A 23,565-nucleotide genomic window follows, 5' to 3' on the forward strand; every position below is an offset into this window, starting at 1 on the left:
TGGAATTGGAGCGGTGGTGTCCGTACCGGGAGCGGGCCGCCTGGCGCGCCGGCTGGGCACCGGTGACGCGGTGGTCATCGGGCTGGGGTCGATGATCGGGGCCGGCGTGTTCGCCGTGTTCGGCCCCGCCGCCCGAGCGGCCGGGACCGGGCTGCTGATCGGGCTCGCCCTCGCGGCGCTGGTCGCCTACTGCAACGCCACCGCGTCGGCGCAGCTGGCGGCGGTGTATCCGACCTCGGGCGGTACCTATGTCTACGGCCGCGAGCGGCTCGGGCACTGGTGGGGCTTCCTGGCCGGGTGGGGGTTCGTGGCCGGCAAGACCGCCTCCTGCGCGGCGATGGCGCTCACCTTCGCCACCTACGCCGTCCCCGGGCCGTGGTGGGCGCAGCGCGCCGTGGCGGTCGCGGGCGTGCTGGCCCTGACCGCGCTCAACTACCGGGGTGTGACCCGGACCGTCCTGCTGACCCGCGTCCTGGTCGCCACCAGCCTGACCGCCCTGTCCGTACTGGTCGCCGGAATCGCCTTGGGAGGCGACGCCGGCACGGCGAACCTCGGCGGCTGGTCCGGCCTCGGCACGGGAGGTGCCTACGGCATCCTGCAGGCCGCCGGGCTGCTGTTCTTCGCGTTCGCCGGGTACGCCCGCATCGCCACCATGGGCGAGGAGGTCCGCGAACCGGATCGCACCATTCCCCGCGCCATTCCCATGGCGCTGCTGCTCGCCGTGGGCGTCTACGTGGTGGTGGGGGTGGCGGCGCTGCTGGCCGCCGGGCCGGACCGGCTCGCCGCCGCCTCCGCGCCGCTGACCACCGCGGTGCAGGACGCCGGCGCGGGCGTTCTGTCCCCGGTGGTGCGGGTGGGCGCCGCCCTGGCCGCGCTCGGCGCGCTCCTCGCGCTCATCGCAGGCATCGGCCGCACCGGCCTGGCCATGGCCCGTCATCACGATCTGCCCTCCTGGCTGGCGGCCGTCCACCCTCGGCACCGGGTGCCGCACCATGCCGAGATCGCCCTCGCCGTCGTCGTCGGCACCCTCGTGGCCACGGTCGATCTGCGCGGCGTCATCGGCTTCTCGTCCTTCGGAGTGCTGATCTACTACGCGATCGCCAACGCCGCCGCGTTCACCCAGCCGTCCGGCCAACGCCGATGGCCGCGATGGCTCAACGTGCTCGGAGTGACCGGCTGCCTGGTCCTGGTCGTCACCCTCCCCTGGCAGTCCGTTGCGGCGGGAACGGTCATGTTCGTCCTCGGGCTGGTGGGACGCGCCGCCGTGCGGTTCGCGGCAAGGCGCCGGGCGAGAGCGATGAGTTCCGGCGGCGAAGCCGGTCTAATCCGGCATGACGACCACACATGAGCCCGCAGACCGGACGCCGAGCCGCGAACTCCCGCCCCCCGACCTTGAGAACGCGCCGACCGGACGAGCCCCCAAGGCCGGCCGGACGCCCGCGGTGATCCGGCTGCTGGTGCTCGCGACGTTCGTGGTCATCCTCAACGAGACGATCATGATCAACGCGATCCCGCGGCTGATGACGGACATGAACGTCACCGAGCAGGCGGCGCAGTGGCTCTCCACGGCGTTCATGCTGACCATGGCCGCGGTGATCCCGGTGACCGGCTGGTTCCTCCAGCGGGTCAGCACCCGCCGCGCCTACGCCACCGCGATGGGCGTCTTCCTCGCCGGGACCGCGCTGGCCACGGTCGCGCCGGTGTTCGAGGTCCTGCTGGTCGCCCGGATCGTCCAGGCGTCCGGGACGGCCGTCATGATGCCGCTGCTGATGACGACCCTGATGACCGTCGTGCCCGAGCACGACCGGGGCCGGGTGATGGGCAACGTGACCATGGCGATCTCGGTCGCGCCCGCGATGGGCCCGGCCGTCTCGGGGCTGATCCTGCAACTCGGCTCATGGCGGTTCCTGTTCGCGGCCGTGCTGCCGGTCGCGGCCCTGATCACCTGGCGGGGCCTGGCCCGGCTGGAGAACGTGGGGGAGCCGCGGCCCGGCTCCATCGACTGGTTCAGCGTCGGCGCCGCGACCGCCGGCTTCGGCTCCCTGGTCTACGGGCTGAGCCGGTTCGGCGGGGGCGGGACGGCGGTGCCCGCGGCGATCGTCCTGACCGGGCTCGCCATGATCGCGGTGTTCGCGGTCCGCCAGCTCCGGCTGCAGCGCCGCGACGTTCCGCTCCTGGACCTGCGCGTCCTGCGGCACCCCGCCTACGCCCTGTCCCTGCTGCTGATGTCGCTCGGGTTCATGGCGATGATGGGCTCGATGATCCTGCTGCCGATCTACCTGCAGAGCCTGCGGGGCCTCAGCCCGCTGCAGACCGGCCTGCTCGTGATGCCCGGCGGGCTGGCGATGGGGCTGCTCGGCCCGATCGTCGGACGGCTCTTCGACCGCCTCGGCGCCCGGGCACTGATCATCCCCGGGTCGATCGGCATCGTGCTCGCCCTGGCCGGCTTCACCCAGGTCTCGACGACGATGCCGTACTGGCAGGTGCTCGGCCTGCACGCGCTGCTCATGGTCTCGCTGGCCGCGACGTTCACCCCGGTGTTCACCCACGGTCTCGGCGCCCTGCCGTCCCGGCTGTACTCGCATGGCAGCTCGATGCTGGGCACCCTCCAGCAGGTCGCCGCGGCCTTCGGCACGGCGCTGGTGGTGACCGTGATGGCGGGCCGGGCCGAAAGCCGGATCGCCGACGGAGTCAGCCGGACGGTCGCCCAGCTCGACGGCATGCGGCTGGCCTTCGTCATCAGCGCCGCGCTGGCCCTCGTGATGGTCGCGACCGCCCTCCTGCTGCCGAAGCGGGCGAAGCACGCCGAAGAGCACGCCGCGTCCGGCGCCCCTTCGGAAACGGCCGACATGGCTCTCGAACCCGTCTGCTGAGCGAAGTTCAGGCGTGGACGGGGAAGTTGCTGCGGAAGACGTTGTGCGGGTCGTGGTGGTCCTTGATGCGCCGCAAGCGGTTCACCGTGGCGGGGGCGAAGGCGTCCGCCACGGTTTCGGCGGGGTTGAGGAAGGTGAAGGGCTTGCGGCCGCTCACCGCGACGGAACCGCTGAGGGCGCGTTGCCTGGCGTCGACCGCCTCGGCCGCGGCCGGGTCGGACGGGATGCCGAACATGTAGAGCGCATAGGGCTCGGTCAGCGGACCGTGCGGGGAGTCGGACGGCCGGGTGAACGCCCCGCCCAGGTGCCGGATCTGCACGCTCAGCAAGGGCGCGATCGGGGCGGTCAGCAACGACTTGGCCGTGGCGTCGTCCAGGCCGGTCAGCAGTTCGGCGCGTGAGGAACCGGCACCGGGGTCGGTGGGCTCGGCGGTGATGGTGCCGAGCTCGGCGACCGTCATGGTCCGCCTGCTGTCGGACAGCGGAAGGGGAAGACGGTCGAGGGGGCCGAGCAGGTCGCGTGCGCGGTGTTCGTCGCCGAGGTAGGTGGCGTCCACGGCGACCATCGGGTCGGAGCCGGGGAAATGGAGCAGGTCCAGCCAGACGGTGAGCTCGTCAGGGGCCTCCGCGGTGATCTGGCGGTAGGCGTCCATGACGCGGGCGACGTGCTCGGCGGGCCACAGCATCCGGCCGCCGTACAGGTGGGGTGCCGGGTGCAGGGCGAGTTCGAGCGACGTCACGATCGCGAAGTCGCCGCCTCCGCCGCGCAGGGCCCAGAACAGGTCGGGGTCGGTACAGGCGGTGATGCGCCGCCGCCGTCCATCGGGGTCCACGATGTCCATGGCGGTGACGCTGTCGGCGACCCAGCCGTGGGTTCTCCCGAACCAGCTCAGCCCCCCGCCGAGGGCGACGCCGGTGACGCTGACGATGGGGGAGCTGCCGGGCAGCCCGGTCAGGCCGTGCGGTGCGGCGGCGGCCTGGAGGCGTCCGGACGGTACTCCCGCACCGACGCGGGCACGGCGGGCCGCGGGGTCGATCCGCACCTCGTCCAGCCGCCGGGTTCGCAGCAGGATGGTGCCGTCGGTGCGCCCGGTGGCGCCGTGCCCGTTGGGCTGGGTGGCGACGCCCAGTCCGGTGAAGCGGGCATACCGGACGAGGGCGGCGACGTCATCGGCGTCGGCGGCCTCGACGACCGCCGCCACCGGCTGGTCGACGGCGAGGTTCCAGGGACGGCGGGACGGCTCGAAGCCGGGCTCTCCGGGCAGCAGGACGTTGCCGCGGACGGCGGATCGCAGAGCGTTCATGATGATCCTTCTTTTCCGAGTCGAGTCAGGCGGCGCACAGCGCGGGCCCTGCACACGAAGCTAGGAGGAGAAAAGACCCCCGGTAGGGTGCAATTCCATGGCGGAAAGCTGGGTCAATCTGGCAGAGCGGATCGGCGCTGACCTGCACCTGGAGCTGACCGGCAAGGGCGGACGCCGCGCCGCCCTGACCCGGGCGCTGCGCGAGGCCGTCCGGTCCGGGCGGCTGGCCCCGGGCAGCAGGTTGCCGCCCTACCGGTCGCTGGCGGCCGACCTCGGCCTGGCCCGCAACACCGTCGCCGACGCCTACGCCGAACTCGTCGCCGAGGGCTGGCTGACCGCACTCCAGGGCTCGGGGACCCGGGTGGCGGACCGCGTGGAGCCCTCCCTGCCGCGCCGCTCCCCGCGGCCGGGTCCGCCTCGGTCTTCTGTGGGAGGGCACACCCCCGTCAAAGCAGGCCGGCTGGTGCACAACCTCCGGCAGGGGCAGCCGGACGCGTCGTCCTTCCCGCGCGCCGCCTGGCTGGCGTCGGCGCGCCGGGCGGTCACCACCGCGCCGAACGAGGCGTTCGGCCCGGGGGATCCGCGCGGCAGACCCGAACTGCGCCACGCGCTCGCCGAGTACCTGGCCCGCACCCGCGGCGTCCGGACCGCCCCGGGGCGCATCGTGGTCTGCTCCGGATTCGCGCATGCCCTGCGGCTGCTGTTCGGCGGCCGGGTGCTGCGCGGTCCGCTCGCCGTGGAGGGATACGGCCTGGCGTTCCACCGGGGGCTGCTGTCGCAGGCCGGCGTCCGCACCCGGCCGCTCACGGTTGATGGCGACGGCGCCCGCGTCGACGAACTGACCGGCCGGGAACGCGCGGTGCTCCTGACACCCGCGCACCAGTTCCCGACGGGAGGCCCCCTGCACGCGCGCCGCCGGGCGGCCGCCGTCGACTGGGCGCGGTCATCAGATGGGTTCGTCCTCGAAGACGACTACGACGGCGAGTTCCGCTACGACCGCCGGCCGATAGGCGCGTTGCAGGGCCTGGACCCCGACCGGGTGATCTACATCGGCTCCGTCAGCAAGAGCCTTTCCCCGGCCGTCCGGCTCGGCTGGATGGTCCTGCCCGACCACCTTGTGGACGACGTGCTGGCCGCCAAGGGCGAGCGCGAGGCCTGGGCGGGAGTGCTGGACCAGCTGACCCTGGCCGACTTCCTCGCCTCCGGCTCCTACGACCGGCACGTCCGCCGCATGCGGCAGCGGTACCGCGCCCGGCGCGACCGGTTCGTCACCGCCTTGGCCGAACACGCGCCGCACGTCCATGTGACGGGTATCGCGGCCGGGCTGCACGCGGTCCTGCGCCTTCCCGCCGGCACCGAGGCGGCCACCGTCGATACCGCCACCCGTGCCGGCATCGCCCTGGACGGCCTGTCGTCGTTCCGCCACCCCGACGCGCCGTTCCCGCCCGAGGACGGTCTGGTCGTCGGCTACGCGACCCCGCCGGACCACGCCGTCGAAGCCGCCCTGAACGCGATCCTGCGAATCCTTCCTCCGCGTGCTCCTGACCAGCGTCGACTCTAGATTCGGACAAATAGGACTCGCAGCGCAAAGTGTCACAAAAAATCGCCCATTGTGCGTCTGATCAGAACTCCTGTTACAGAGAACACAAAAAAACATCGCTGTACCCGGAACCAACTGAGGGTCACAGGCATCACACTGAGCGAGAAAAGGCGCAAGCGGCACCGGCAGCCTTCCGGTGCCCGCGCGCTCCCCCCCATTCCAAGCATGGAGGAACACATGCGGCGTGTCGCATCTGTGACCGTCCTCACCGGAGCCCTGGCCGCCGGCCTGTTCGCCGCCGGCCCGGCCGCGCAGGCGCAGGCCAAGCCGGCCGCCCCCTTCAAGGAGGCGTCCGCCGTCTCCCAGGGGCTCATTTCCAAGAAGGACCTCGTCGCCGAGGCCAAGAAGTCGGGCGGCGTGACGGCCAAGGACCAGCAGGCCATCGCTGCGGCGACTTACTGCCGCTCCTACACGCGGTACCAGGGCTACAAGTTCTCCAACGGCAACTGGGTCGGCTACGTGGGCAACAAGCTCTACTGGTGCTACAACGGCAGCCGCGTCACCTACGCCAAGGCGACCTTCAAGTACTACACCTACAACAAGTACAGGTTCGTGCCGAGGTACTGGGTCCACAAGTCGTTGACCCACCGCAGTGACTGGGCCTACGCGACGTCCTACGCCCAGGTCAAGTTCTACTACACGGGGAACGGCAAGAACTACTACCCGTACGCCAACGTCCGCGGCTACCGGAACGGCGCCTACCGCTGGACGGCGGGCGGCTGATCCTGCCACGTCCGGGGCCGGCCGACGGACCGGCCCCGAACGGGGTCATGGTGAAGACTCCAGATCACCGGGCTGAATCCATCAGCCCGACGACGTGATCGCAGAAGGCCCCTGGTGGCCGAGGCGGGCGCCCGCCTCGGCCACCAGGGGCCTCGCGCTTTCCGGGCGGGCGTACGGGGGGTAGGTAGCCAGTACCGCCTGGAGGCTTTCGTCCAGGTCCTGGCGACGGCAGGAGGCACCCCGCATGGACATCATCCGCGACACGGCCGGCACGCCGGGCCCGCACGAGGCGAGGGACTGCGTGTTCTGCGAGATCATCGCGGGCCGTGCCCCCGCCTCGGTCGTCGGCCGGTGGCCGGAGGCGATCGCCATCCTGCCCCGCCATCCGGTCACTCCCGGGCACGTGCTGGTCGTCCCCCGCGTCCACGTCACCGATGTCGGCACCGACCCGGCGGTGTCCGCACAGGCCATGGCGGCGGCCGCGCAGCTGGCGGGACGCCTGCCCGCCGCGAACGTCATCACCAGCAGGGGCGCCGCCGCGACCCAGACGGTGTTCCACCTTCACCTGCATGTGGTGCCCCGCCAGGACGGCGACGATCTGCCACTGCCCTGGACCCCCCAGCGCGCCACCCGCCCGGCACGACAGGCCGGAGACATCCGGTGACGAGGCCGTGCGGCCGGCGGCCGTTCCGGCTTTGGTCAGCCGTGCCCTGATGTGGCGAAACGCCGTCGCCGACCTTGATGCCGACATCCGTCCCCTGTTCGGGGGAGCGGTCGCGGATCAGTTGCGCACGCTTGTCCAGGATCCTTGCGAGTTCGCTTCTCTCCGCCGTTCCTGACTGCGTTCACGCGGTGTCGCAGCACCGGCTCAATTCGTTTCGGCGTTCCAGTGCGAAGAGCCGCACCAGGTCGGGTACGCGGTAGCTTCCCGGTGTGCCGCTCTCCACCAGATTGGCGTCCACCAGGCGTTCGAGCGCTCGCTCCGCGGTGTCCTGGGGCATGTCGAGCAGCGCCGCGGCCTCACCCAGCCGCACCTGCCCCGCGGGCAGCGCCGCGACGACGCCGAGCACGCACACCGCGAGCCGGTTCTGCTCGTCGGCGCTCCCGGCCAGATCCTCGAAGCTGAGGGCCAGGCTTGCCCGCACATCCACGTCGTCCACCCGGAACTCGTCGAGCCGGCGCCGTTCGTCGGCCAGCCGCTCGGCCAGGATGCGCACCGGCCATTCGGGGCGGGCGGCCAGCCGCGCCGCCGCGATCCGCAGTCCCAGCGGAAGGTGATCGCACAGGTCCGCCAGCGTCCGCACCGCCTCCGGCTCAGCTTGGACGCGCTCCGCGCCGAGGAACCGCTCCAGCGCCTCCATCGCCGCATCGCGCGAGAGCGGACGGAGCCGCACGTGTCCGGCACAGTCCAGCGAGGTCAGCGGTGTCCTGGACGTCAGGATCGCCGTGCTCTGCCCGCCGCACGGCACCAGCGGCCGGACCTGTGCGGCAGAGGCGACGTCGTCCAGCAGGATCAGCACGCGGCGGCCGGACAGCACCGTGCGCAGCCGTCCGGCCGCCTCCCCGGCGTCCGCGGGCACCTGCGAGCCTTCGGTCCCGAGGCTCCGCAGCAGCAGGGCCGCGATCTCCGCCGGGCCCGGCGGCTCGGCGCCCGGGGTCTCTTTCCGCAGGTTGACGTAGAGCTGCCCGTCCGGGAACAGATGGGCGATCCGGTGGGCGGCGCGTAGGGCCGCCGCGGACTTGCCGACCCCCGGCTGCCCGCTGACCACCGTGACGGGCGTCGTGGTGAGCATCCGGACGAGCCGCCCCAGTTCCTCGTCGCGCCCCACCAGAACGGCCGGGGACGGCGGAAGCTGATGCGGCGCCGGGCCGGTCTGCGCGGGAGCCGGTTCCGCCGGATGCCCGGACGTCGCGAGACGGACGGCGAGCCGCCTGCGGGCCCGCGCCCAGGGAACCGGGTCGAGGCCGCAGGCCCGCACCACGGTGACCACGAACTCCTGGCGCGGGAGTGCGTTCCGCCGGAGCGCCGAGGCGAGCGTGCTGCGCGGCACGAAGGCCCCCATGTTCCTGCTGCGCGTCTCCAGTTCGCGATAGCTGAGGCCGGTCCATTCCCTGAGCTGGCGGAGCCGGACCATGAATTCCTCCGGCGTCCTGGCATGGTCCGGCGACGGACCGTCCCCGAGCGGTAGCACGGCGCTGAACGCGGCGCCCGATTCCCCGTTACGAGTTTCCACATCGCCCCCGAAAGCGTTTTTCACTGATCACGTCAACCGGTCGGCTTCGGAGAGTCAGATCCCCGGAGATCGTTACAAACCGTTTACTGCATCGCTTCGTCCATATGTAATATCCACATGTTCGGGTCTGAGCCGAGGATGCACGGCGCTCGGGGCGCGACGGGAGGGGTTGACCGTAGACCCGGCGAAGAGGCAACGGGCAACACCTGAGGTGAGCAGGGTATGGGCGACCAACCGAGACTGTTCGGCGCGGAGTTGCGGCGGGCCCGGCTGGCCGCCGGCCTCTCGCTCGGCGGGCTGGCCCGGATCGTTCACTACAGCAAGGGCTACCTGAGCAAGATCGAGACCGGGCGGAAGCCGCCCGGCGTGGACCTGGCCCGGCGCTGTGACGCGGCACTCGGCACCGGCGGACGTCTCAGTGAGCTGGCCGGACCCGCGTCTCCAGGGAATGCGACGTCCGGCGCCACGCCGTCCGGCGACCAGATGGCCGAGGACGAGGCCTGGGTGATGAGCCTGGCACCGCGGGGTCCCGGCTGGTTCGCGCCGATGAGCCGCAGGGCTGCGCTGCCCACCGGGGCCGCCGCGCTGCTCACGCTGGAGGTGAACCCGTCCGGCGGGTCGGCCGCCATGCGGCAGGAACCCACCTACGACGCGTTCGCCGCCATGTTCGAGCTGCATCGCCGGCTCGGCCGGACGATGAGCCCCGCCGCGGTACTGCCCAGCCTGATCGCGCAGACCCACACCCTGCGGGAACTGGCCGCCGCCGCCCGGACCCCGGCGCGGAACCGGCTGCTCCTGCTCGCCGCACGCTATGCCGAGTTCACCGGGTGGATGGCGCAGGAAGCCGGACACGACCAGGCGGCCACCTGGTGGACGCGCACCGCGGTGAGCATGGCGGAAGCCGCGGGCGACCACGAGTTCGCCGCGCATGGCCTGGTGCGCACGGCGCTGGTCGCCATGCTGCGGGAGGACGCCGCGCAGACCGTCGAGCTGGCGGGCCTGGCGCAGGCCGACACCAGGGTGTCGCCCCGGGTGCGCGGCCTGGCGGCGCTGCGCGAGGCGCAGGGACACGCGCTTGCCGGCGACGACCGGCGGTGCCACCGGGCACTGGACCGGGCGGCCGCGCTGCTGGACCGGGCACAGTCGACCGGGCAGGACGGCGGCCTCGCCCTCGGCCCGGCCAGCGTGGCCGACATGGGTCCGGTCGTCACCGGCTGGTGCCTGTACGACCTGGGCCGTCCGGCCATGGCCGCGCAGATCCTGGACGACCAGGTGCCCCGCATGCCGGCCGGCGCCGAGCGGGCCAGGGCCCGGTTCGGGGCGCGGCGGGCGCTCGCGCACGCCGCGGCCGGCGAGCTCGATCACGCCTGCCACCTGGCCGGCCTGGTGCTGGACGACATCGAGCTGGTGGACTCGGCCACCATCCGGGTCGACCTGAGGCGGCTCTCGCGGACGCTGACCAGATGGCGCGACCACGCGCCGGTGCGGGAGCTCCAGCCGCGGCTGGCCGCGGCGTTGCACGTGCCCGTTCGGTGACCACGGCGAAAGGGATGACTTGGGCGGGGTGTTCGTCAACTACCGCACCGGCGACGGGGACTGGGCCGCGACGCTGATCGCACGGGAGCTCGCCACCCGGTTCGGCGCGCACAACGTCTTCCTGGCCAGCAAGTCGATCCGCCTCGGCGAGGACTTCGCCGAGCGGATCGAGGCCCGGCTGCGCGAGTGCGACGTCCTGCTCGCCGTGATCGGCACGCGCTGGCCGGCGATCACCGACCGGGCCGGGCGGCCGCGCATCGACGACCCGGACGACTGGGTGAACCGGGAGATCATCGCGGCGCTGAAGCACGGGCTGCGGGTCATCCCGGTGCTCCTCGACCGGGTACCGCGGCTGGACGAGTCCGACCTGCCGCTGAGCATCGCCCGCCTGGCCCGATGCCAGTACCTGCGTCTGCACCACCGGAACGACGACCGCGACATCGCCCGCCTGCTCGACGAGCTCGACGAGCTGGTCCCCGGTCTGCAGGAGCCGCGCCCCGCACCGGAGCGGCCCGAGGACGATCTGGCGCAGTGCCCGTACCGCGGGCTGCAGCCGTTCCGCGAGGAGGACGCCGAGGTCTTCCACGGCCGCGACCGGGAGATCGCCCGGCTGACCCGCCTGGTCGCGCACCGGCCGGTCGTCGTGGTCGCCGGCGCGTCGGGGAGCGGGAAGTCGTCGCTGGTGCGTGCGGGGCTGTGGCCGGTGCTGCGGCGGGAGGAGGCGGCGCTGGCGGTGTTCCGCCCGATCGCCGGGGTCTCACCGAACGCGCTGCTGATGAACGCGCTGCGCACGGTGCTCGGACCGGGCCTGCACGACCGGCTCGACGACCGGGACGGCGACCTGGCGCTGCTCGCCGACCCGATCGCCGAGGAGGTCGGCGAGCTGGTGCTCTGCGTCGACCAGTTCGAGGAGCTCGCGGGGACGGATCCGGCCGCGGCCCGGGAGCTGTTCGACCTCGTGGCCGAGCTGGTGCACGCGGCCCCCCGCCGGCCCGGCCGGCCCCCGGCGCTGCGCGCGGTGTTCACCATGCGCTCGGCAGGCGTCGACGAGGTGCTCACCGCCGAGCTGGCCGCGGTCCTGGAGGAGTCCACGGTGTACGTGCGCGCCATGGGCCCGGCGGAGCTGCGCGCCGCGATCGCCGAACCCCTCGCCGCGACGGGGCACGTGGAGTTCGAGCCCGGGCTGGTCGAGCGGATCGTGGGGGACGCGGAGGGCGCGCCCGGCCAGCTGCCGCTGGTGGAGTTCGCGCTGACCCGGCTGTGGGAGTCCCGGCGCGGCGGGCTGCTCACCCACGAGGCGTACGACGAGATGGGCGGCGTCGGCGGCGCTCTGGCCGCGTACGCCGAGGAGTTCTACACCGAGCGGTTGCCTGAAGCGCGGCGGCCGTTTGCCGAGCGGCTGCTGGTGCAGCTCGCCCGGCCCGGCGAGGACGGCTCGTTCCGGTTCGCCCCGGCCCTCCTGGACCGGCTCCCGCCGGAGCTCCGCGAAACGGCCGCGGAGCTGGGATACAGCCGCCTGGTCGTGATCCGCCAGGACGTCGGCCAGCCCGAGGTCGTCGCGCTCGCCCACGAGGCGCTCGTCCACGCATGGCGGCGGTTGCACGACTGGCTGGTGGCCGCGCAGGAGTTCCGCACATGGCAGGAGCAGCTTCGGGTCACACTCGGCCAATGGCAGGTGTCCGACAGGGACTCCGGTGGTCTGCTGCGCGGTGCTCCGCTGGCGACCGCGGAGCTGTGGCTGGCCGCCGGCCCCGATGATCTGACCGCCGCCGAGCGGGAGTACGTCGTCGCCAGCCGCAGGCACCGGCTTCGGGGCGTCCGGCGCTGGCGCGCGGTGACCGCGTTGGTCGCCGCGCTGGCGCTGGCCACGAGCGTGCTGTCGGCCGTGGTGGTGCAGCGCAGCGACGAACTCGGCGACCAGCTCCGCGACGCCAACGCCACGCTGCTCGCCCAGGAGGCGAAGAGGGCGGCGGAGGACCACCCGTCGACGGCGCTGCAGTTCGCTCTGGCGGCATGGCGCGAGAAACCGGGCAACTCAGGTGCGTACGAGGCGCTGCTGGACCAGTACCTCAAGTGGCGCTTCGCCGAGCGGATCCACGGTCCAGAGGAGGGCGGCCCGCTCAGCCGGTCCCAGGCCAGCACGGACGGCCGCGTCAGAGCGGCGCTGGTCGGCGAGGGGCAGCATCGGGTCGTGGTGTGGGACGGTCCGCCGGAGCGGTCACGGCGGTGGGTCCCGACGACGGAGGAGGCGGCCTCGTTCGCGGTGAGCCCGGACGGCTCGTCGCTCGCGATCAGTACCTTCGACGGCGCGGTGCTGCTGTGGACGATCGCCGACCGCGCCGGCCCGTTCCCGTTGCGCCAGAAGGGGTCCGGCAGCCCGCCGGCCACTCTGCGGTTCGACGCGGACGGCCGGTTCCTCGCCGAGAACATCGACCTGAAGCGGGTCGAGGTGTGGGACGTCCGGAAGCGCCGGCCGTTGCCGACCGCGATCGGCTCGAAGGCGTCGCTCAACGACGCCGTCCCGCTCCGAGGCGGAGACGCGGTGGCGACCCAGACGGGCGCCCTCGGGGCCAGTGAGGTCGTGGTGCGCGACAGGCGCACCGGCGAGAAACTGCGTGACTTCCCGAAGGGGTCGATCCCCCTTGGCGCCGGCTCGGACGTGGCCGTCTGCGAGCCCGCCGGCCTGCGCATCCGCGACGCGCGAACGGGCGCCGACCGCACGCCGTCCCCGGCCCCGCCGCCGTGCAACGGCGGGACTCCGTTCGTGCCGGACGCCACAGGCCAGTTCCTTTGCGTCGTGGGCTCCTGCGGCACTTCCGGTGTGGGCATGTACACCTTCCTGCATTGGCCGACCGGCAGGCGCTACACGATCCGTGCCCCGCTGCCCTTCGAGGCGGAGACCGCAGGAGCGGTCGGGATGCTGGACGCAGGCGGCGGCATGACCATGGCGGTGCACAACGGCGACACGTTCGCGCAGGTGCGGGCCGCGAAACCGGACCCACCCGATGAGGGGAAGAGGTCCCCGTTCGTCACCGCTCCCGCGTTCGACCCCGAGCATCGCCGATGGCTGAGCGCACGGGAGAACGACGATCTGGTCCTCACCGACGCCGACACCGGGCGGCGGCTGGCCGAGGTGCCCGGAAAGCACCATGAACCGAACCTGGTGTTCACCCCGAGCGGCGATCGCGCGCTCAGCGGTGCCGGGGGCGAACTGCGAATCTACCGGGTTCCGGATCTGAGCGTGGAGCGAGAGATCCGGGTACGCGACGCCCCCGCGACCAGCCGCCCGGAGGTCGTCGCGCTCTCCGATGACGAGGCGGCGTTCCTGCAGGACGGCGTGCTCACCCGGTGGAACCTGGACACCGGCCGGCCGGTGGCGGGCCCGCTTCCGCTGGACGAAGGGTCGAACGACCAGGTGGGCATTCACGCCCGGCCGGGCCACCCGGGTCAGATCGTCGCCGACACGGAGGCCGGCGTGGACGTCTGGGACGTCGGCAAGCGGAGCCGGATCGTGCACCTCAAGGGCGAAGTGAAGGCGGGCGGCTGGCAGGCGATCGCGCTGAACCCCGGCGGCACCCGGCTGGCCGGGGTGTCCCGGGCGCGCGGCGAGGTGGAGGTGTGGGACGTGGACGAATCCCGCGCCCTGCCGTCCATCCCGAGCCAGGCGCTGAACGTGGTCGGCTTCGCGGGCCCGATGCTGCTGCTCTCTGACGTCAGCGGCAAGATCCAGTTCTGGCGCTGGGAGCGGGCCGAACTGGTCGCGACCGTCACCGTCCCCGGCCTCGTCGGGCGGTGGAGCTGGCTGCACGGCGACGAGCTCTCCTACCTGGAGCTGGACGCGCCCGTCGCGTCCGTGCGGTCCCTGCGATTCGATCCGGGCGAGTGGTTCGCACGGCTGTGCGAGGAAGGGGACCGAGCCTTCACGCAGCGCGAGAAGGATCGGTTGCCGAGCACGGTCAGCCGGGACCGCCCGTGCTCGCACTGACACTTCGATGAACCCCGCCGAGACGAACCACTGGACCCAGGACACCGTGAGGCCGGGCTCCTCGGCCCATTCCTCGGCGGTGACCTTGCCCTGGACGTAGCCCAGGGTGCGCTGGGCCAGGGCTTGCAGCTCGTCCCTGGAGACCCATCGCACATTGAGGAAGGACCCCGGGTCGATGGTCAGGTGCCCTTCGACCTCTGCCACGTAGAGCTGCCAGTAGTGGCCGACTCCGTCCGGGCCGTTCCCGCGCTTGCAGGGGTTGAGACGCGGCACCGGCTCTGCGAACACGCGTCGCAGCGCCTTGATGCTGGCGCCCACTTCTTCGTGGACTTTCTCGCAGGCCGCCGTGTCGTGGTCCGGATGGACGTCGAAGACGTGCCCGGCCACGCTGGATGCGCCTGCTCCATCTGGGATGTCGCCGATCAGCACACGCTCGTGCCGATCTACGACGATCACGGCGACGGAATGACCGTCGCATTTCTTGTCAGGACTGTTCGATGCAGTGGCCACCACTGCAATCACTCCTTTTTGTTGTGGTTTGTCGGATTTCTCGCGGCACGGTGCCGCAGTGAAGACAATGCGGGGCTGGTGATCATCCGCCAGGGGTGGATTGCGGATCGCGCATGATCGCTTACGGACCGCCGTGAACTCCTCGGCAACGGGCGGTGGCGGGTGGCCGCCGTCAGCGGACGATCACGAGTGGCACCCGATGGCCGGGTGCCCTTGCGATGCCTCGGGTGTCGTAAGCGAGCAAGTTGAGGTTCAGCGATGACAGAAGCAATTACCCCCTCCCGCAAAGCGGGGGAGGAGTCCGGCGGTCAGCTGCCCCGGCGGGACTCGGAAGGGACCCTGCGGGTCCTGGAGGAGCTCTTCGGTCGGCTGTCGCAGCGGGACGTGGAATGGATCCTGCGGGTCGCGAAGGAGTTCGCGGAAGGTTTCGCGACGCTCACCGACATCCCGCCGACGCTCGTCGTGTACGCCAGCGCGCGCACCGAGCACGGCACGCCGGAGTACGACCTCGCCTTCAACACCGGCGCCGAGGCCGCCAAGGCCGGGTTCGGCGTCATGACAGGCGGCGGGCCCGGCGGCATGCAGGGCGTCAACGAGGGGGCCACGTCCGAACGTGGCCCCTCCATCGGAGTGGGAATCGAGCTCCCGCGCGAGCAGGGGTTCAACGAGTACCTCGACATCAAGGTCGCGTGCAGGTACTTCTTCACCCGCAAGGTGATGTTCGTGAAGTACTCGTGCGGGGTCGTGGCCCTCCCGGGCGGGGGAGGCACCTTGGACGAGCTCTTCGAGGTGCTGACCCTCCTCCAGACGGCGAAGATCGAGGGGAAGCCGATCGTGCTGGTCGGCCGCTGGTACTGGCAGGGCCTGCTCGACTGGCTCCGCAACGTAGTGCTGGCCACCGGCAAGATCTCGGAGGACGACCTCCTCCTGCTGCCCCTCGTCGACACGGCGGAAGAGGCAGTGGCACTGATGCAGGAGCGCGTCGCCATCTAGGCGGCCGCGCGCAACAAAGGTTTCGCTCCGTGTGCGGAACCTGAGCAGTAATGGGCTCCCGGTCGGGCAGCGTTCCGCTGTCCGACCGGGGGTTCTCGTTTCAGGGGCTGGACGCGGGATCGGCTTGAGGTGTGCGCCGTCGTGGAAGTCCGACCCCATGTACACCAGCGGTAGGAGGTCATCACCGCCTCCTCGAACTCCCGCCGGGCCTGCTCCATCGTGTCGGCGACGTACACGTCGCGGACCAGCCCGATGCCCTCTCCGAGCGCGTACTCGCGACCGGACGACTCGCTCGCGACATCGCGGTACAGCTCGAAGCGCTCCTTGAGCGCCGAGACCGGCGGAAGCCAGAACATGCCCTGGACGCCGCGCTCGGCCGCCCAGCGGATCGAGCGCGGCGAGTCGATCACCCGCCAGAGCGGCAGCGGCGACTGCAGCGGCGACGGGGTGACCGCCATCTTCGTGATCACGCCGTCCCGGGTGAAGTCCGGGGTGGACGGGGACAGCGGATGGCTCCACCTGACACCGGGGGCCGGGAACTCGGTCCTCTCCGGGTTTTGTCGGTGGGAGCCGGTAGCTTACCGCTCATGTCTCGCTACCGTATGCAGCCGACGCCCGCCCAGGAGCGGGCGCTGTTGGAGCATTGCGGGCACGCCCGGTTCGTGTGGAACCTAGCGGTCGAACAGCACGCCTGTTGGCGGCCGGGCCGCGGTTCGGCGCCGGGTTTCGCCGAACAGTGCCGTCAGTTGACGCAGGCGCGGGCGGAGTTCGCCTGGTTGCGGGCTGGGTCGGTGACGGTGCAGCAGCAGGCGCTCAAGGACTTCGCCCACGCCATGGGCCATTTCTTCGCCGGTACCCACCGCCGCCCGACGTGGCGCAAGGCTGGCCGGCAGGAGGGGTTCCGGGTCGTGGCGGTCAAGCCCGGCGATGTGCGGCGAGTGTCACGACGGGTGGGGCAGGTGAAGGTGCCCAAGGTGGGCTGGGTGCGGTTCCGCTGGTCCCGGCCCGTCCGCGACACCGTCAAATCCTTCCGGGTCACCCGGGACCGGGCGGGCCGCTGGCATGTGGCCTTCGCCATCATCCCCGCCCCGATTCCCGCGCCAGGCACGTGTGGGGTGGTAGGGGTGGACCGTGGCGCGGCCGTCAGCGCCGCGTTGTCGACCGGTGATTTGCTCCATGCGCCTGGGTTGCGGGAGGGTGAGCGGGCCCGGCTGGAGCGGCTGCTGCGCAGACTCGCCCGCGCAAAGCCAGGTTCCAGACGGCGGGCCTGGGTCAAGGCCGCGATCGCCCGGCTGAAAGCCCGTGGGACCGACCGGCGCAAGGACTGGATCGAGAAGACCTCCACCGGCCTGGCTTGCCGGTTTGATGTGATTGGGGTGGAGGACCTCAACATCAGGGGCATGACCCGGTCGGCGCGGGGCACGGTCGGGGCGCCGGGCCGCAATGTGGGTGCCAAGGCGGGGCTGAACCGGGGCATCCTCCCCGCCGGGGAGAGCCGCAAGAGCCAAGCGGTCTTCTCCTGCGTCGTCTGCAAGTGTCGGGTCAACGCCGACGTGAACGCGGCCCGCAACATCCGCGATACGGCCGCAGGGCATGCGGTCGCTGCACGGGGAGGCCCGCCGACGGGCGAGCCGGTGAACCGTGAACCTCAACGTGACCTCCCCCTCACGGGGTAACGGTCGCTGTTGGAATCCTTCTCGTGCACGGGGAGGAGGATGTCAAAGTTCTTCACGTGGTTCGGGGGGAACCTGACCCTGCCGCTGCTCCTGCTCGGGTTCTGGCCGATCTACTTCGGCCTCTCGCTGCCCCAGGCGCTGCTGGCCATCGCCGCCGGCACCGCGGCGGGCGCCCTGCTCATGGGCGTGCTCGCCGCCATGGGCACACGGCTCGGCCTGCCGCAGCAGGTGCAGGCCAGGGGACCGCTCGGCTACTACGGCAACTATCCGCCCGTGGCGATCGTCAACGTCTTCGCCGCCGTCGGCTGGGCCGTGGTCAACACGATCATCGGCGCGCAGGCCCTCGACGAGCTGCTCGGGGTCCCCTCCTCGGCCGGGATCGTCGCCATCTCGGTGCTCCAGGGCCTGCTCGTCGTGTTCGGGTACAACATGATCCACTTCGTGAACCGGATCGGCAGCGTCCTGCTGGGCGTGCTGTTCCTGTCGATCACGGTGGTGGCGCTGACCAAGGCGCACTGGACCACGCACTCCGACCCGCACGCGCCGTTCTTCGTCGGCACGACCGGCGGCTGGATCACCTCCGCCGGATACTTCTTCTCCTTCCTGCTGGCCTGGGCGCCCTTCGCCTCCGACTACTCCCGCTACCTGCCCGCGAGCACGTCCGGACGGCGGGTCCGGCTCAACACCGCGGCGGGCAACTTCTGCGCGATCTTCTGGCTCGGCGCCGTCGGGGCGCTGGTCGCCAGTGCCGCCGGCCAGGCCGGCGTCATCGAATCGGTCAAGCACCTGACCGGCGACTTCGCCCCGCTGGCGATGCTCACCATCGTCGTCTCGACGTTCCCGGTGAACGGACTCAACCTGTACGGGGGCGCGATCTCACTGCTCACGCTGCGAGCCCCGGTCTCGCGCAGGACCGCCGCGGTCATCGCCACCGTCCTGACGATGGTGCTCTCGCTGTGGCTGGGCGGCGACATCTACGCCAAGTTCCACGACTTCCTCGTCGCGTCCGGCTACCTCATCGCGCCCTGGGTGACCGTCGTCTTCCTCGACCTGCGCGGCGTCCCTGCCGTTCTGGACGTCCAACGCCTGGACCGGCCCGATCGCCCACGCCCACCCGGGCCTCGGCGACGTGTCCTACTACATCGGCGGTGCCGCAGCCGCCGTGGTCTACCTGCTCACCTACCGGCTGTCGCCGCTCTCCGGATCCCTGCGCCGGCACGGCCGCCACGCCGGGCACCCGGCACAGGCCGGGCTCTCCGAGTCGGGAGCCTCGTCGATCCAGACCGGCTAGCCGCACGGGCACCTTCCGGTGCCGAGCCGACGACCTCGGCGATCACGCGGTCGCTCCATCCGTGGCGCTTCTCCGCTCGCGAGGTCCGGGGGGCCGCAGGTCGCGGCCCCCTGAGGCGCGCCGGTCAACTCGACGGCGACGGTGCCGGCGGCGGGCGGTGCGGAGGGTGCGGAGATGACTCCTCCCCTGCGCCTGGTGGTGGCGTGGCCCTGGCGGCGACCTCCTACAATTTGTAGGAGCACATGCCCTGATCGTTGAGAGTCGCGGAGGCATCGAATGACCCCACATGACGGCCATGGATCCGATCAGCACACCGCCGTCGGGCACGGCGAACATGAACACCATGAGGGCGGGCATGGCGCGCACGGGCATGCCGGGCCGGTGTCCTGGGCGATGGCGGCGCAGGCGACGCTGCACTGCCTGACCGGGTGCGCCATAGGCGAGGTGCTCGGCATGGTGATCGGGACGGCGCTGGGGTGGTCGAACATGGCGACGATCGTCGCGGCGGTGATCCTGGCGTTCGTGTTCGGGTACGCGTTGACCATGCGCGGCGTCCTGAAGGCGGGGTTGTCGCTGCGGGCGGCCTTCGGTGTGGCGCTGGCGGCGGACACCGTGTCGATCGCGGTCATGGAGGTCTTGGACAATGCGAGCATGATGGTGATCCCGGGCGCGATGGAGGCCGGTCTGGGGGATCCGCTGTTCTGGGGAGCGCTCGCGGTCGCCTTTGCCGTCGCCTTCGTGGTCACCACGCCGGTCAATCGCTGGATGATCGGCCAGGGCAGGGGGCACGCCGTGGTTCACCAGTACCACCACTGAGGTCGCCCTGTTCCCGTGGTGTGCCGGCTCTCCGGCACAATGTGGGCAAGGACGGAGGTGGCGTGTGGCCGGATTGGGCGGATCGCTTGAGCGTTCCATCATGGACGTGCTGTGGGCGGCGCCTGGCCCGCTTCGGATTCGCGAGCTTCTGTCGAAGCTGAACGAGAATGCCGACAAGACGCTGGCCTACAACACCGTGCAGACCGTGGCCGAACGTCTGGCGCAGAAGGGTCTGCTGCAGCGCACTCAGGACGGGATCGCTTTCCGCTACAGCCCCACCCGTGCCCGCGAGGAGTACGCGGTCGAGTTGATGCTGGACGCGCTGACCGAGACGTCCGACCACGGCGCCATCCTTGCCAGGTTCGCCGAAAGCGTTCCCGCCGAGGACGCCCGCCATCTGCTGGACGCCCTGCGCCGGCGGGCGTCCGGCGAGGGCGAGACGTGATCTTCCTGGTGGCCGGGCTGATCGCCTCGGCGGTGTTGCTGGGGTGCCTGGCCGGGCCCGTCCTGGACCGGGCGCAGCGTTCCGCCGCCGCCCCCGGGATCGCCATCGCCTGCTGGGTGGCCGCCCTCGCCGGCACCCTCATCGCCGGCACCGGGATGGTCATGGTCGCGCTGCTCTCTCCGCCGGGGCCCGGCCACGGGTTTCTTGAGCGGTTGCGTGACTGCGTGCCCCACCATGGGGATCTGGCGATCATCTTGGCGGCCGCCGCGAGCCTGGTGCTGCTGACGGCCTGCGGCTCCCGGCTGGCCCGCGGCCTGCCCCGGCTCGTCCGGGCCGTCCGGCATCGGCGGCGGCACAGGGAGATGCTGCGCCTGGTCGCCCGGCAGGACGGGCGGCACGCCGATGTGCTGGTCCTCGATCACCCCGTTCCGGTGGCCTACTCGCTGCCCGCGCGCCGGCGCGCGATCGTCGTCAGCAGCGGGGCCAAGGACGCGCTCAGCCAGGCCGAGTTCGGGGCGGTTCTGGCGCATGAGCGGGCCCATCTGCGCCAGCGGCACCACGCGCTGCTGCTGATGCTCGATCTGGCGCATGCCCTGCTGCCGTGGCTGCCGACCGTCCGGCGGGCCAAGGCGAGGCTTCCGCTGCTGCTGGAGATGGCCGCCGACGACGCCGCGGCGCGGACCTGCGGGAGGCGGGCATTGGTGGACGCCCTCTGCCGCCTCGCCGCAGCGCCCGGCGTGGCCGGGGCTTTGGGGGCGACGGGCGGATCGGGCGCCGGGGCCCTGGTGGAACGTGTGCGGCGGCTGGAGTCGGCCGGCCCGGCGAAGCCGCATCAGATCCTCCGGCTGGCCACCTCCGTGTTCGTGACGACCGCGGTCGCGGCGCCCCTCGTGGTGGCCTCCCTCGCACTCGTGAGGCTGGCGGTGAGCTGCTGAGGCCACCGGGGCGAATGAGCTGAATCGTCCACTTGGGTGGCGAATGAGGGCACGATCTCCTACGCTCCGTAGGAGACATCGCGCGGCGTCCCCGCCGGGGACAGCGATGGTCACGCCGAATCCTGCGGACACCCCCACCCAGGAACCGGGGACCCGATCTTCACCGGGGTGAATCCGTCCCTCTGCGGACGGTAGGGCGACTCCGGCCCGAACCCGACAGCTCACCCGGTAGGCGCCACAGGAGAGGACACTTCATGCAGCGACGAGCTGCCGTATTCCGAACGTCGGCCCGCCGCCGGATCATCACGGGCACGGCGTTGACGGCATCGCTGGCCCTCTCCGCAGGGCTTCTGGCCCCTGCGCCGGCCTGGGCGGAGCCCAAGCCCACACGCAAGGAGCTGACCGCCCAGCAGAAGAAGCTCGCCGACGAGGCGGAGAAGCTCAGCGAGCAGTACAACGGGCTGCGGGAGCGGCTGCGGCAGGCGCAGCGCGCGGCCAAGGTCGCCCAGGGCAGTGCCGCCCGCCAGAAGAAGTTGCTGGAAGAGGCCCGCGCCCGCATGGTCAAGGTCGCGGCGGACAGCTACAAGAACGGCCCGTCCGACCCGGCGGCCGCGTTCGCGTCCGCCGATGACCCGCAGGCGATCCTGGACCGATCGGCCACCCTGAACTACTTCGCCCGCCAGGACGGCGGCCGCGTGGCCCAGCTGCTGCAGACGATGCAGTCCGCCGAACGCGCCCGCAAGTCGGCCGAAGCGCGCGCGAACCAGGTCCGTCAGATCACCGACGAGGCGAAGAAGAAGCGGCGCGAACTCCAGGCCAAGCTGAAGAAGGTCGAAGCCAAGCTGGGGGCCGGCCCTACCGGTCGCGTCAACGGCGGACCGGTTCCCAGTGTGGATGCCGGGGGCGCCTCGGCCAAGGCCATGGGCGCGGTCCGGGCGGCCCTGAGCCAGCTCGGCGTCCCTTACTCCTGGGGCGGCGGCAACGCGTCGGGCCCGTCCTATGGCACCGCGCAGGGCGCCAACATCAAGGGCTTCGACTGCTCCGGACTGACCCTCTACGCCTACGCCCAGGTCGGCATCAGCCTCGGCCACTACACCGGCAGCCAGTACAACGCCGGAACCCACGTGAGCATGAGCCAGCTCAAGCCCGGTGACCTGGTGTTCTTCTACAGCGACCTGCACCACATGGGCATGTACATCGGCAATGGAAAGATGGTCCACGCGCCGCAGACCGGCGACGTCGTCAAGATCGCCCCGATTGGCGGACGCCCCTTCGCCGGCGGGGTCAGAGTCGCCTGACCGCAACGACCGAGCAGGTGGGAGGGCTGAAGCAGGTGCCGGAGCGGTGGCCGCGTAGAAGATCCTCGAAGCTGTCGTGGGGTCTGCTTCTGCTCTTCTGCGTGCTCGCGATGCACGGCTTCCAGGCGTCGCCGAGCCCGACGGAGATGACCGGTGTCCCGCTGACGTCCATGAGCGCCGGCCACCATGACCCGGCACCGATGGCGGCGGCGAACCACCGGGCGGCGGGCGACGACCAGCCCGGCCACCACCACAATGATCACCCGGGTGGTGGGATCTGCCTGGCGATCTTGACGATGCTGCTGCTCGTCATGACGGCCGTCGCCCTGTACGGGCGGAAGCCGATCGCGGTGGTCGTGCGGATCCTGACCAGAACACGGATTCTGCTCGTCGGGCGGCCGCCGCCGAGACCGTCCCTCCACCGGCTGAGCGTGCTGAGGCTGTGACCGGCCCTCGGCGCATTCCGTATGCGCCAACGGCCCTGAACACACCCTCACCACGAAAGGCTCCGACCAACCATGAAGCGTGTATTCACGCTCGCCATCGTTCCCGCGCTCGCGATCTCTCTGGCCGCGTGCGGTGACGACAACGACTCCGGCTCGATGTCCGGTCACTCCATGTCGGCCAGTGCGTCGCCGTCCTCGGCCGCGCAAGCGCACAACGACCAGGACGTCATGTTCGCCCAGATGATGATCCCGCATCACCGCCAGGCGATCGAGATGGCCGGCCTCGCCGCCACCCGTGCCTCCTCGGCCGAGGTGAAGCGCCTCGCCTCCGACATCAAGAAGGCCCAGGACCCCGAGATCCAGCAGCTGACGGGCTGGCTGACCTCCTGGGGCGCGTCTGTACCCTCGCCGGGGATGGGCTCTATGAACCATGGGGGCATGGAACATGGCGGCATGGACGGCATGATGAGCGAGAAGGACATGAAGGAGCTGGAGTCCGCCAAGGGCCAGGCGTTCGACAAGTCCTTCCTGGAGATGATGATCAAGCATCACCAGGGCGCCGTGACGATGGCCAAGACCGAACAGGCCTCCGGTCAGTTCCCCGCGGCCAAGGCCATGGCCGACGGCATCGTCTCCTCGCAGTCCGCCGAAATCGCCAAGATGCGGGCGCTCCTGCAAAAGATGTAGGACGTCCACGCTAGAGAGGGAAGGGCGAGGTCGAGCACGCCCGCCCTTCCCTCAGGCGCACCGATGCCGGCGAAACATGGTCCACCTCGTGGCGCGGATCGCCCGACCGCGGCGGCTCCATGACCACCCCTCAAAGAACATCCCTACGCAACAGGCCAAGGCCTCCCAGAAACCGGCCCTTCCGTGGCCTGACCCGGCGTTCCGGGGATGAGCC

20 protein-coding genes and 1 riboswitch are annotated in these 23,565 nt (G+C 71.4%); of the genes, 17 read left to right on the forward strand and 3 right to left on the reverse strand.

Annotated features, from left to right (window positions below; genetic code table 11):
- Nucleotides 1-16: 16 nt before the first annotated feature.
- Together ACQPZP_RS04040 and ACQPZP_RS04045 are read left to right on the forward strand one after the other, a co-directional pair.
- Nucleotides 17-1,348, forward strand: a complete 1,332-nt coding sequence (locus ACQPZP_RS04040; protein ID WP_433476279.1) for an APC family permease — start codon at nt 17-19, stop codon at nt 1,346-1,348.
- The gene (locus ACQPZP_RS04045) at nt 1,332-2,873 is read left to right on the forward strand and encodes an MDR family MFS transporter (RefSeq protein WP_433476280.1); all 1,542 of its coding nucleotides are present in this window, start codon (nt 1,332-1,334) and stop codon (nt 2,871-2,873) included. The genes ACQPZP_RS04040 and ACQPZP_RS04045 overlap by 17 nt, the downstream gene beginning before the upstream one ends.
- A 7-nt stretch (nt 2,874-2,880) precedes the next feature.
- Here the strand turns inward: ACQPZP_RS04045 and ACQPZP_RS04050 are convergent, their stop codons facing one another.
- Nucleotides 2,881-4,176, reverse strand: a complete 1,296-nt coding sequence (locus tag ACQPZP_RS04050) for an FAD-binding oxidoreductase (protein ID WP_433476281.1) — start codon at nt 4,174-4,176, stop codon at nt 2,881-2,883.
- Nucleotides 4,177-4,273: 97 nt separating this feature from the next.
- Here ACQPZP_RS04050 and ACQPZP_RS04055 point away from each other — a divergent pair, with 97 nt between their 5' ends.
- From ACQPZP_RS04055 to ACQPZP_RS04065, 3 genes are all read left to right on the forward strand, one after another.
- Nucleotides 4,274-5,737, forward strand: a complete 1,464-nt coding sequence (locus tag ACQPZP_RS04055) for a PLP-dependent aminotransferase family protein (protein WP_433476282.1) — start codon at nt 4,274-4,276, stop codon at nt 5,735-5,737.
- A gap of 216 nt (nt 5,738-5,953) precedes the next feature.
- Nucleotides 5,954-6,499 carry a hypothetical protein gene (locus tag ACQPZP_RS04060; protein ID WP_433476283.1) on the forward strand — a complete coding sequence of 182 codons (546 nt, stop codon included), beginning with the start codon at nt 5,954-5,956 and terminating at the stop codon, nt 6,497-6,499.
- Between the two features lie 244 nt (nt 6,500-6,743).
- Nucleotides 6,744-7,163, forward strand: coding sequence for an HIT family protein (locus ACQPZP_RS04065; protein WP_433476284.1), 420 nt, complete (start codon nt 6,744-6,746; stop codon nt 7,161-7,163).
- Between the two features lie 181 nt (nt 7,164-7,344).
- Here ACQPZP_RS04065 and ACQPZP_RS04070 read toward each other — a convergent pair whose 3' ends face one another.
- A complete protein-coding gene (locus ACQPZP_RS04070) occupies nt 7,345-8,634 on the reverse strand; it encodes an NB-ARC domain-containing protein (RefSeq protein ID WP_433476285.1) in 1,290 nt (429 codons plus the stop codon).
- A 321-nt stretch (nt 8,635-8,955) separates the two neighbouring features.
- Between ACQPZP_RS04070 and ACQPZP_RS04075 the strand changes: the two genes are divergently transcribed.
- The 4 genes from ACQPZP_RS04075 to ACQPZP_RS04090 all read left to right on the forward strand — a co-directional run bounded on the left by ACQPZP_RS04075 (nt 8,956) and on the right by ACQPZP_RS04090 (nt 15,757).
- Nucleotides 8,956-10,269, forward strand: a complete 1,314-nt coding sequence (locus ACQPZP_RS04075; protein ID WP_433476286.1) for a helix-turn-helix domain-containing protein — start codon at nt 8,956-8,958, stop codon at nt 10,267-10,269.
- Between the two features lie 28 nt (nt 10,270-10,297).
- Nucleotides 10,298-14,254 carry a TIR domain-containing protein gene (locus ACQPZP_RS04080; protein WP_433479544.1) on the forward strand — a complete coding sequence of 1,319 codons (3,957 nt, stop codon included), beginning with the start codon at nt 10,298-10,300 and terminating at the stop codon, nt 14,252-14,254.
- A 219-nt stretch (nt 14,255-14,473) separates the two neighbouring features.
- Nucleotides 14,474-14,881 carry a hypothetical protein gene (locus ACQPZP_RS04085; protein WP_433476287.1) on the forward strand — a complete coding sequence of 136 codons (408 nt, stop codon included), beginning with the start codon at nt 14,474-14,476 and terminating at the stop codon, nt 14,879-14,881.
- Nucleotides 14,882-15,022: 141 nt separating this feature from the next.
- Nucleotides 15,023-15,757, forward strand: coding sequence for a TIGR00730 family Rossman fold protein (locus ACQPZP_RS04090; protein WP_433476288.1), 735 nt, complete (start codon nt 15,023-15,025; stop codon nt 15,755-15,757).
- Here the strand turns inward: ACQPZP_RS04090 and ACQPZP_RS04095 are convergent.
- The gene (locus tag ACQPZP_RS04095) at nt 15,754-16,227 is read right to left on the reverse strand and encodes an LLM class flavin-dependent oxidoreductase (protein WP_433476289.1); all 474 of its coding nucleotides are present in this window, start codon (nt 16,225-16,227) and stop codon (nt 15,754-15,756) included. The genes ACQPZP_RS04090 and ACQPZP_RS04095 overlap by 4 nt on opposite strands.
- Nucleotides 16,228-16,344: 117 nt before the next feature.
- Between ACQPZP_RS04095 and ACQPZP_RS04100 the strand changes: the two genes are divergently transcribed.
- The 8 genes from ACQPZP_RS04100 to ACQPZP_RS04135 all read left to right on the forward strand — a co-directional run bounded on the left by ACQPZP_RS04100 (nt 16,345) and on the right by ACQPZP_RS04135 (nt 23,351).
- Nucleotides 16,345-17,433 (forward strand): RNA-guided endonuclease InsQ/TnpB family protein, encoded by a 1,089-nt coding sequence (locus ACQPZP_RS04100; RefSeq protein ID WP_433476290.1) that lies wholly within the window; start codon nt 16,345-16,347, stop codon nt 17,431-17,433.
- A 39-nt stretch (nt 17,434-17,472) separates the two neighbouring features.
- Nucleotides 17,473-18,960, forward strand: a complete 1,488-nt coding sequence (locus ACQPZP_RS04105) for a purine-cytosine permease family protein (protein WP_433476291.1) — start codon at nt 17,473-17,475, stop codon at nt 18,958-18,960.
- Between the two features lie 40 nt (nt 18,961-19,000).
- Entirely contained in the window at nt 19,001-19,540 is a 540-nt protein-coding gene (locus tag ACQPZP_RS04110; protein WP_433476292.1) for a DUF4396 domain-containing protein, read from the forward strand.
- Nucleotides 19,541-19,604: 64 nt separating this feature from the next.
- Nucleotides 19,605-19,985: a BlaI/MecI/CopY family transcriptional regulator gene (locus ACQPZP_RS04115; RefSeq protein ID WP_433476293.1), complete on the forward strand. Its 381-nt coding sequence runs from the start codon at nt 19,605-19,607 to the stop codon at nt 19,983-19,985.
- The gene (locus ACQPZP_RS04120) at nt 19,982-20,920 is read left to right on the forward strand and encodes a M56 family metallopeptidase (protein WP_433476294.1); all 939 of its coding nucleotides are present in this window, start codon (nt 19,982-19,984) and stop codon (nt 20,918-20,920) included. The genes ACQPZP_RS04115 and ACQPZP_RS04120 overlap by 4 nt, the downstream gene beginning before the upstream one ends.
- Before the next feature lie 103 nt (nt 20,921-21,023).
- Nucleotides 21,024-21,171, forward strand: a riboswitch (cyclic di-AMP (ydaO/yuaA leader).
- Between the two features lie 3 nt (nt 21,172-21,174).
- Nucleotides 21,175-22,218, forward strand: coding sequence for an NlpC/P60 family protein (locus ACQPZP_RS04125; protein ID WP_433476295.1), 1,044 nt, complete (start codon nt 21,175-21,177; stop codon nt 22,216-22,218).
- 17 nt (nt 22,219-22,235) lie between these two features.
- Nucleotides 22,236-22,664 carry a DUF6153 family protein gene (locus ACQPZP_RS04130; protein ID WP_433476296.1) on the forward strand — a complete coding sequence of 143 codons (429 nt, stop codon included), beginning with the start codon at nt 22,236-22,238 and terminating at the stop codon, nt 22,662-22,664.
- 72 nt (nt 22,665-22,736) lie between these two features.
- On the forward strand, nt 22,737-23,351 hold the full coding sequence (locus tag ACQPZP_RS04135) for a DUF305 domain-containing protein (RefSeq protein ID WP_433476297.1): 615 nt from the start codon (nt 22,737-22,739) through the stop codon (nt 23,349-23,351).
- The last annotated feature ends 214 nt before the right edge of the window (nt 23,352-23,565 follow it).

The organism is Spirillospora sp. CA-142024 (genome assembly GCF_050942325.1).
Taxonomy (GTDB): Bacteria; Actinomycetota; Actinomycetes; order Streptosporangiales; family Streptosporangiaceae; genus Spirillospora.

Coding starts and splice junctions, on each gene's coding strand:
- ACQPZP_RS04045 (WP_433476280.1), top strand. CDS start 1,332: ATGACGACCACACATGAGCCCGCAGACCGGACGCCGAGCCGCGAACTC.
- ACQPZP_RS04050 (WP_433476281.1), bottom strand. CDS start 4,176: ATGAACGCTCTGCGATCCGCCGTCCGCGGCAACGTCCTGCTGCCCGGA.
- ACQPZP_RS04055 (WP_433476282.1), top strand. CDS start 4,274: ATGGCGGAAAGCTGGGTCAATCTGGCAGAGCGGATCGGCGCTGACCTG.
- ACQPZP_RS04060 (WP_433476283.1), top strand. CDS start 5,954: ATGCGGCGTGTCGCATCTGTGACCGTCCTCACCGGAGCCCTGGCCGCC.
- ACQPZP_RS04065 (WP_433476284.1), top strand. CDS start 6,744: ATGGACATCATCCGCGACACGGCCGGCACGCCGGGCCCGCACGAGGCG.
- ACQPZP_RS04070 (WP_433476285.1), bottom strand. CDS start 8,634: ATGGTCCGGCTCCGCCAGCTCAGGGAATGGACCGGCCTCAGCTATCGC.
- ACQPZP_RS04075 (WP_433476286.1), top strand. CDS start 8,956: ATGGGCGACCAACCGAGACTGTTCGGCGCGGAGTTGCGGCGGGCCCGG.
- ACQPZP_RS04090 (WP_433476288.1), top strand. CDS start 15,023: ATGACAGAAGCAATTACCCCCTCCCGCAAAGCGGGGGAGGAGTCCGGC.
- ACQPZP_RS04100 (WP_433476290.1), top strand. CDS start 16,345: ATGTCTCGCTACCGTATGCAGCCGACGCCCGCCCAGGAGCGGGCGCTG.
- ACQPZP_RS04105 (WP_433476291.1), top strand. CDS start 17,473: ATGTCAAAGTTCTTCACGTGGTTCGGGGGGAACCTGACCCTGCCGCTG.
- ACQPZP_RS04110 (WP_433476292.1), top strand. CDS start 19,001: ATGACCCCACATGACGGCCATGGATCCGATCAGCACACCGCCGTCGGG.
- ACQPZP_RS04125 (WP_433476295.1), top strand. CDS start 21,175: ATGCAGCGACGAGCTGCCGTATTCCGAACGTCGGCCCGCCGCCGGATC.
- ACQPZP_RS04135 (WP_433476297.1), top strand. CDS start 22,737: ATGAAGCGTGTATTCACGCTCGCCATCGTTCCCGCGCTCGCGATCTCT.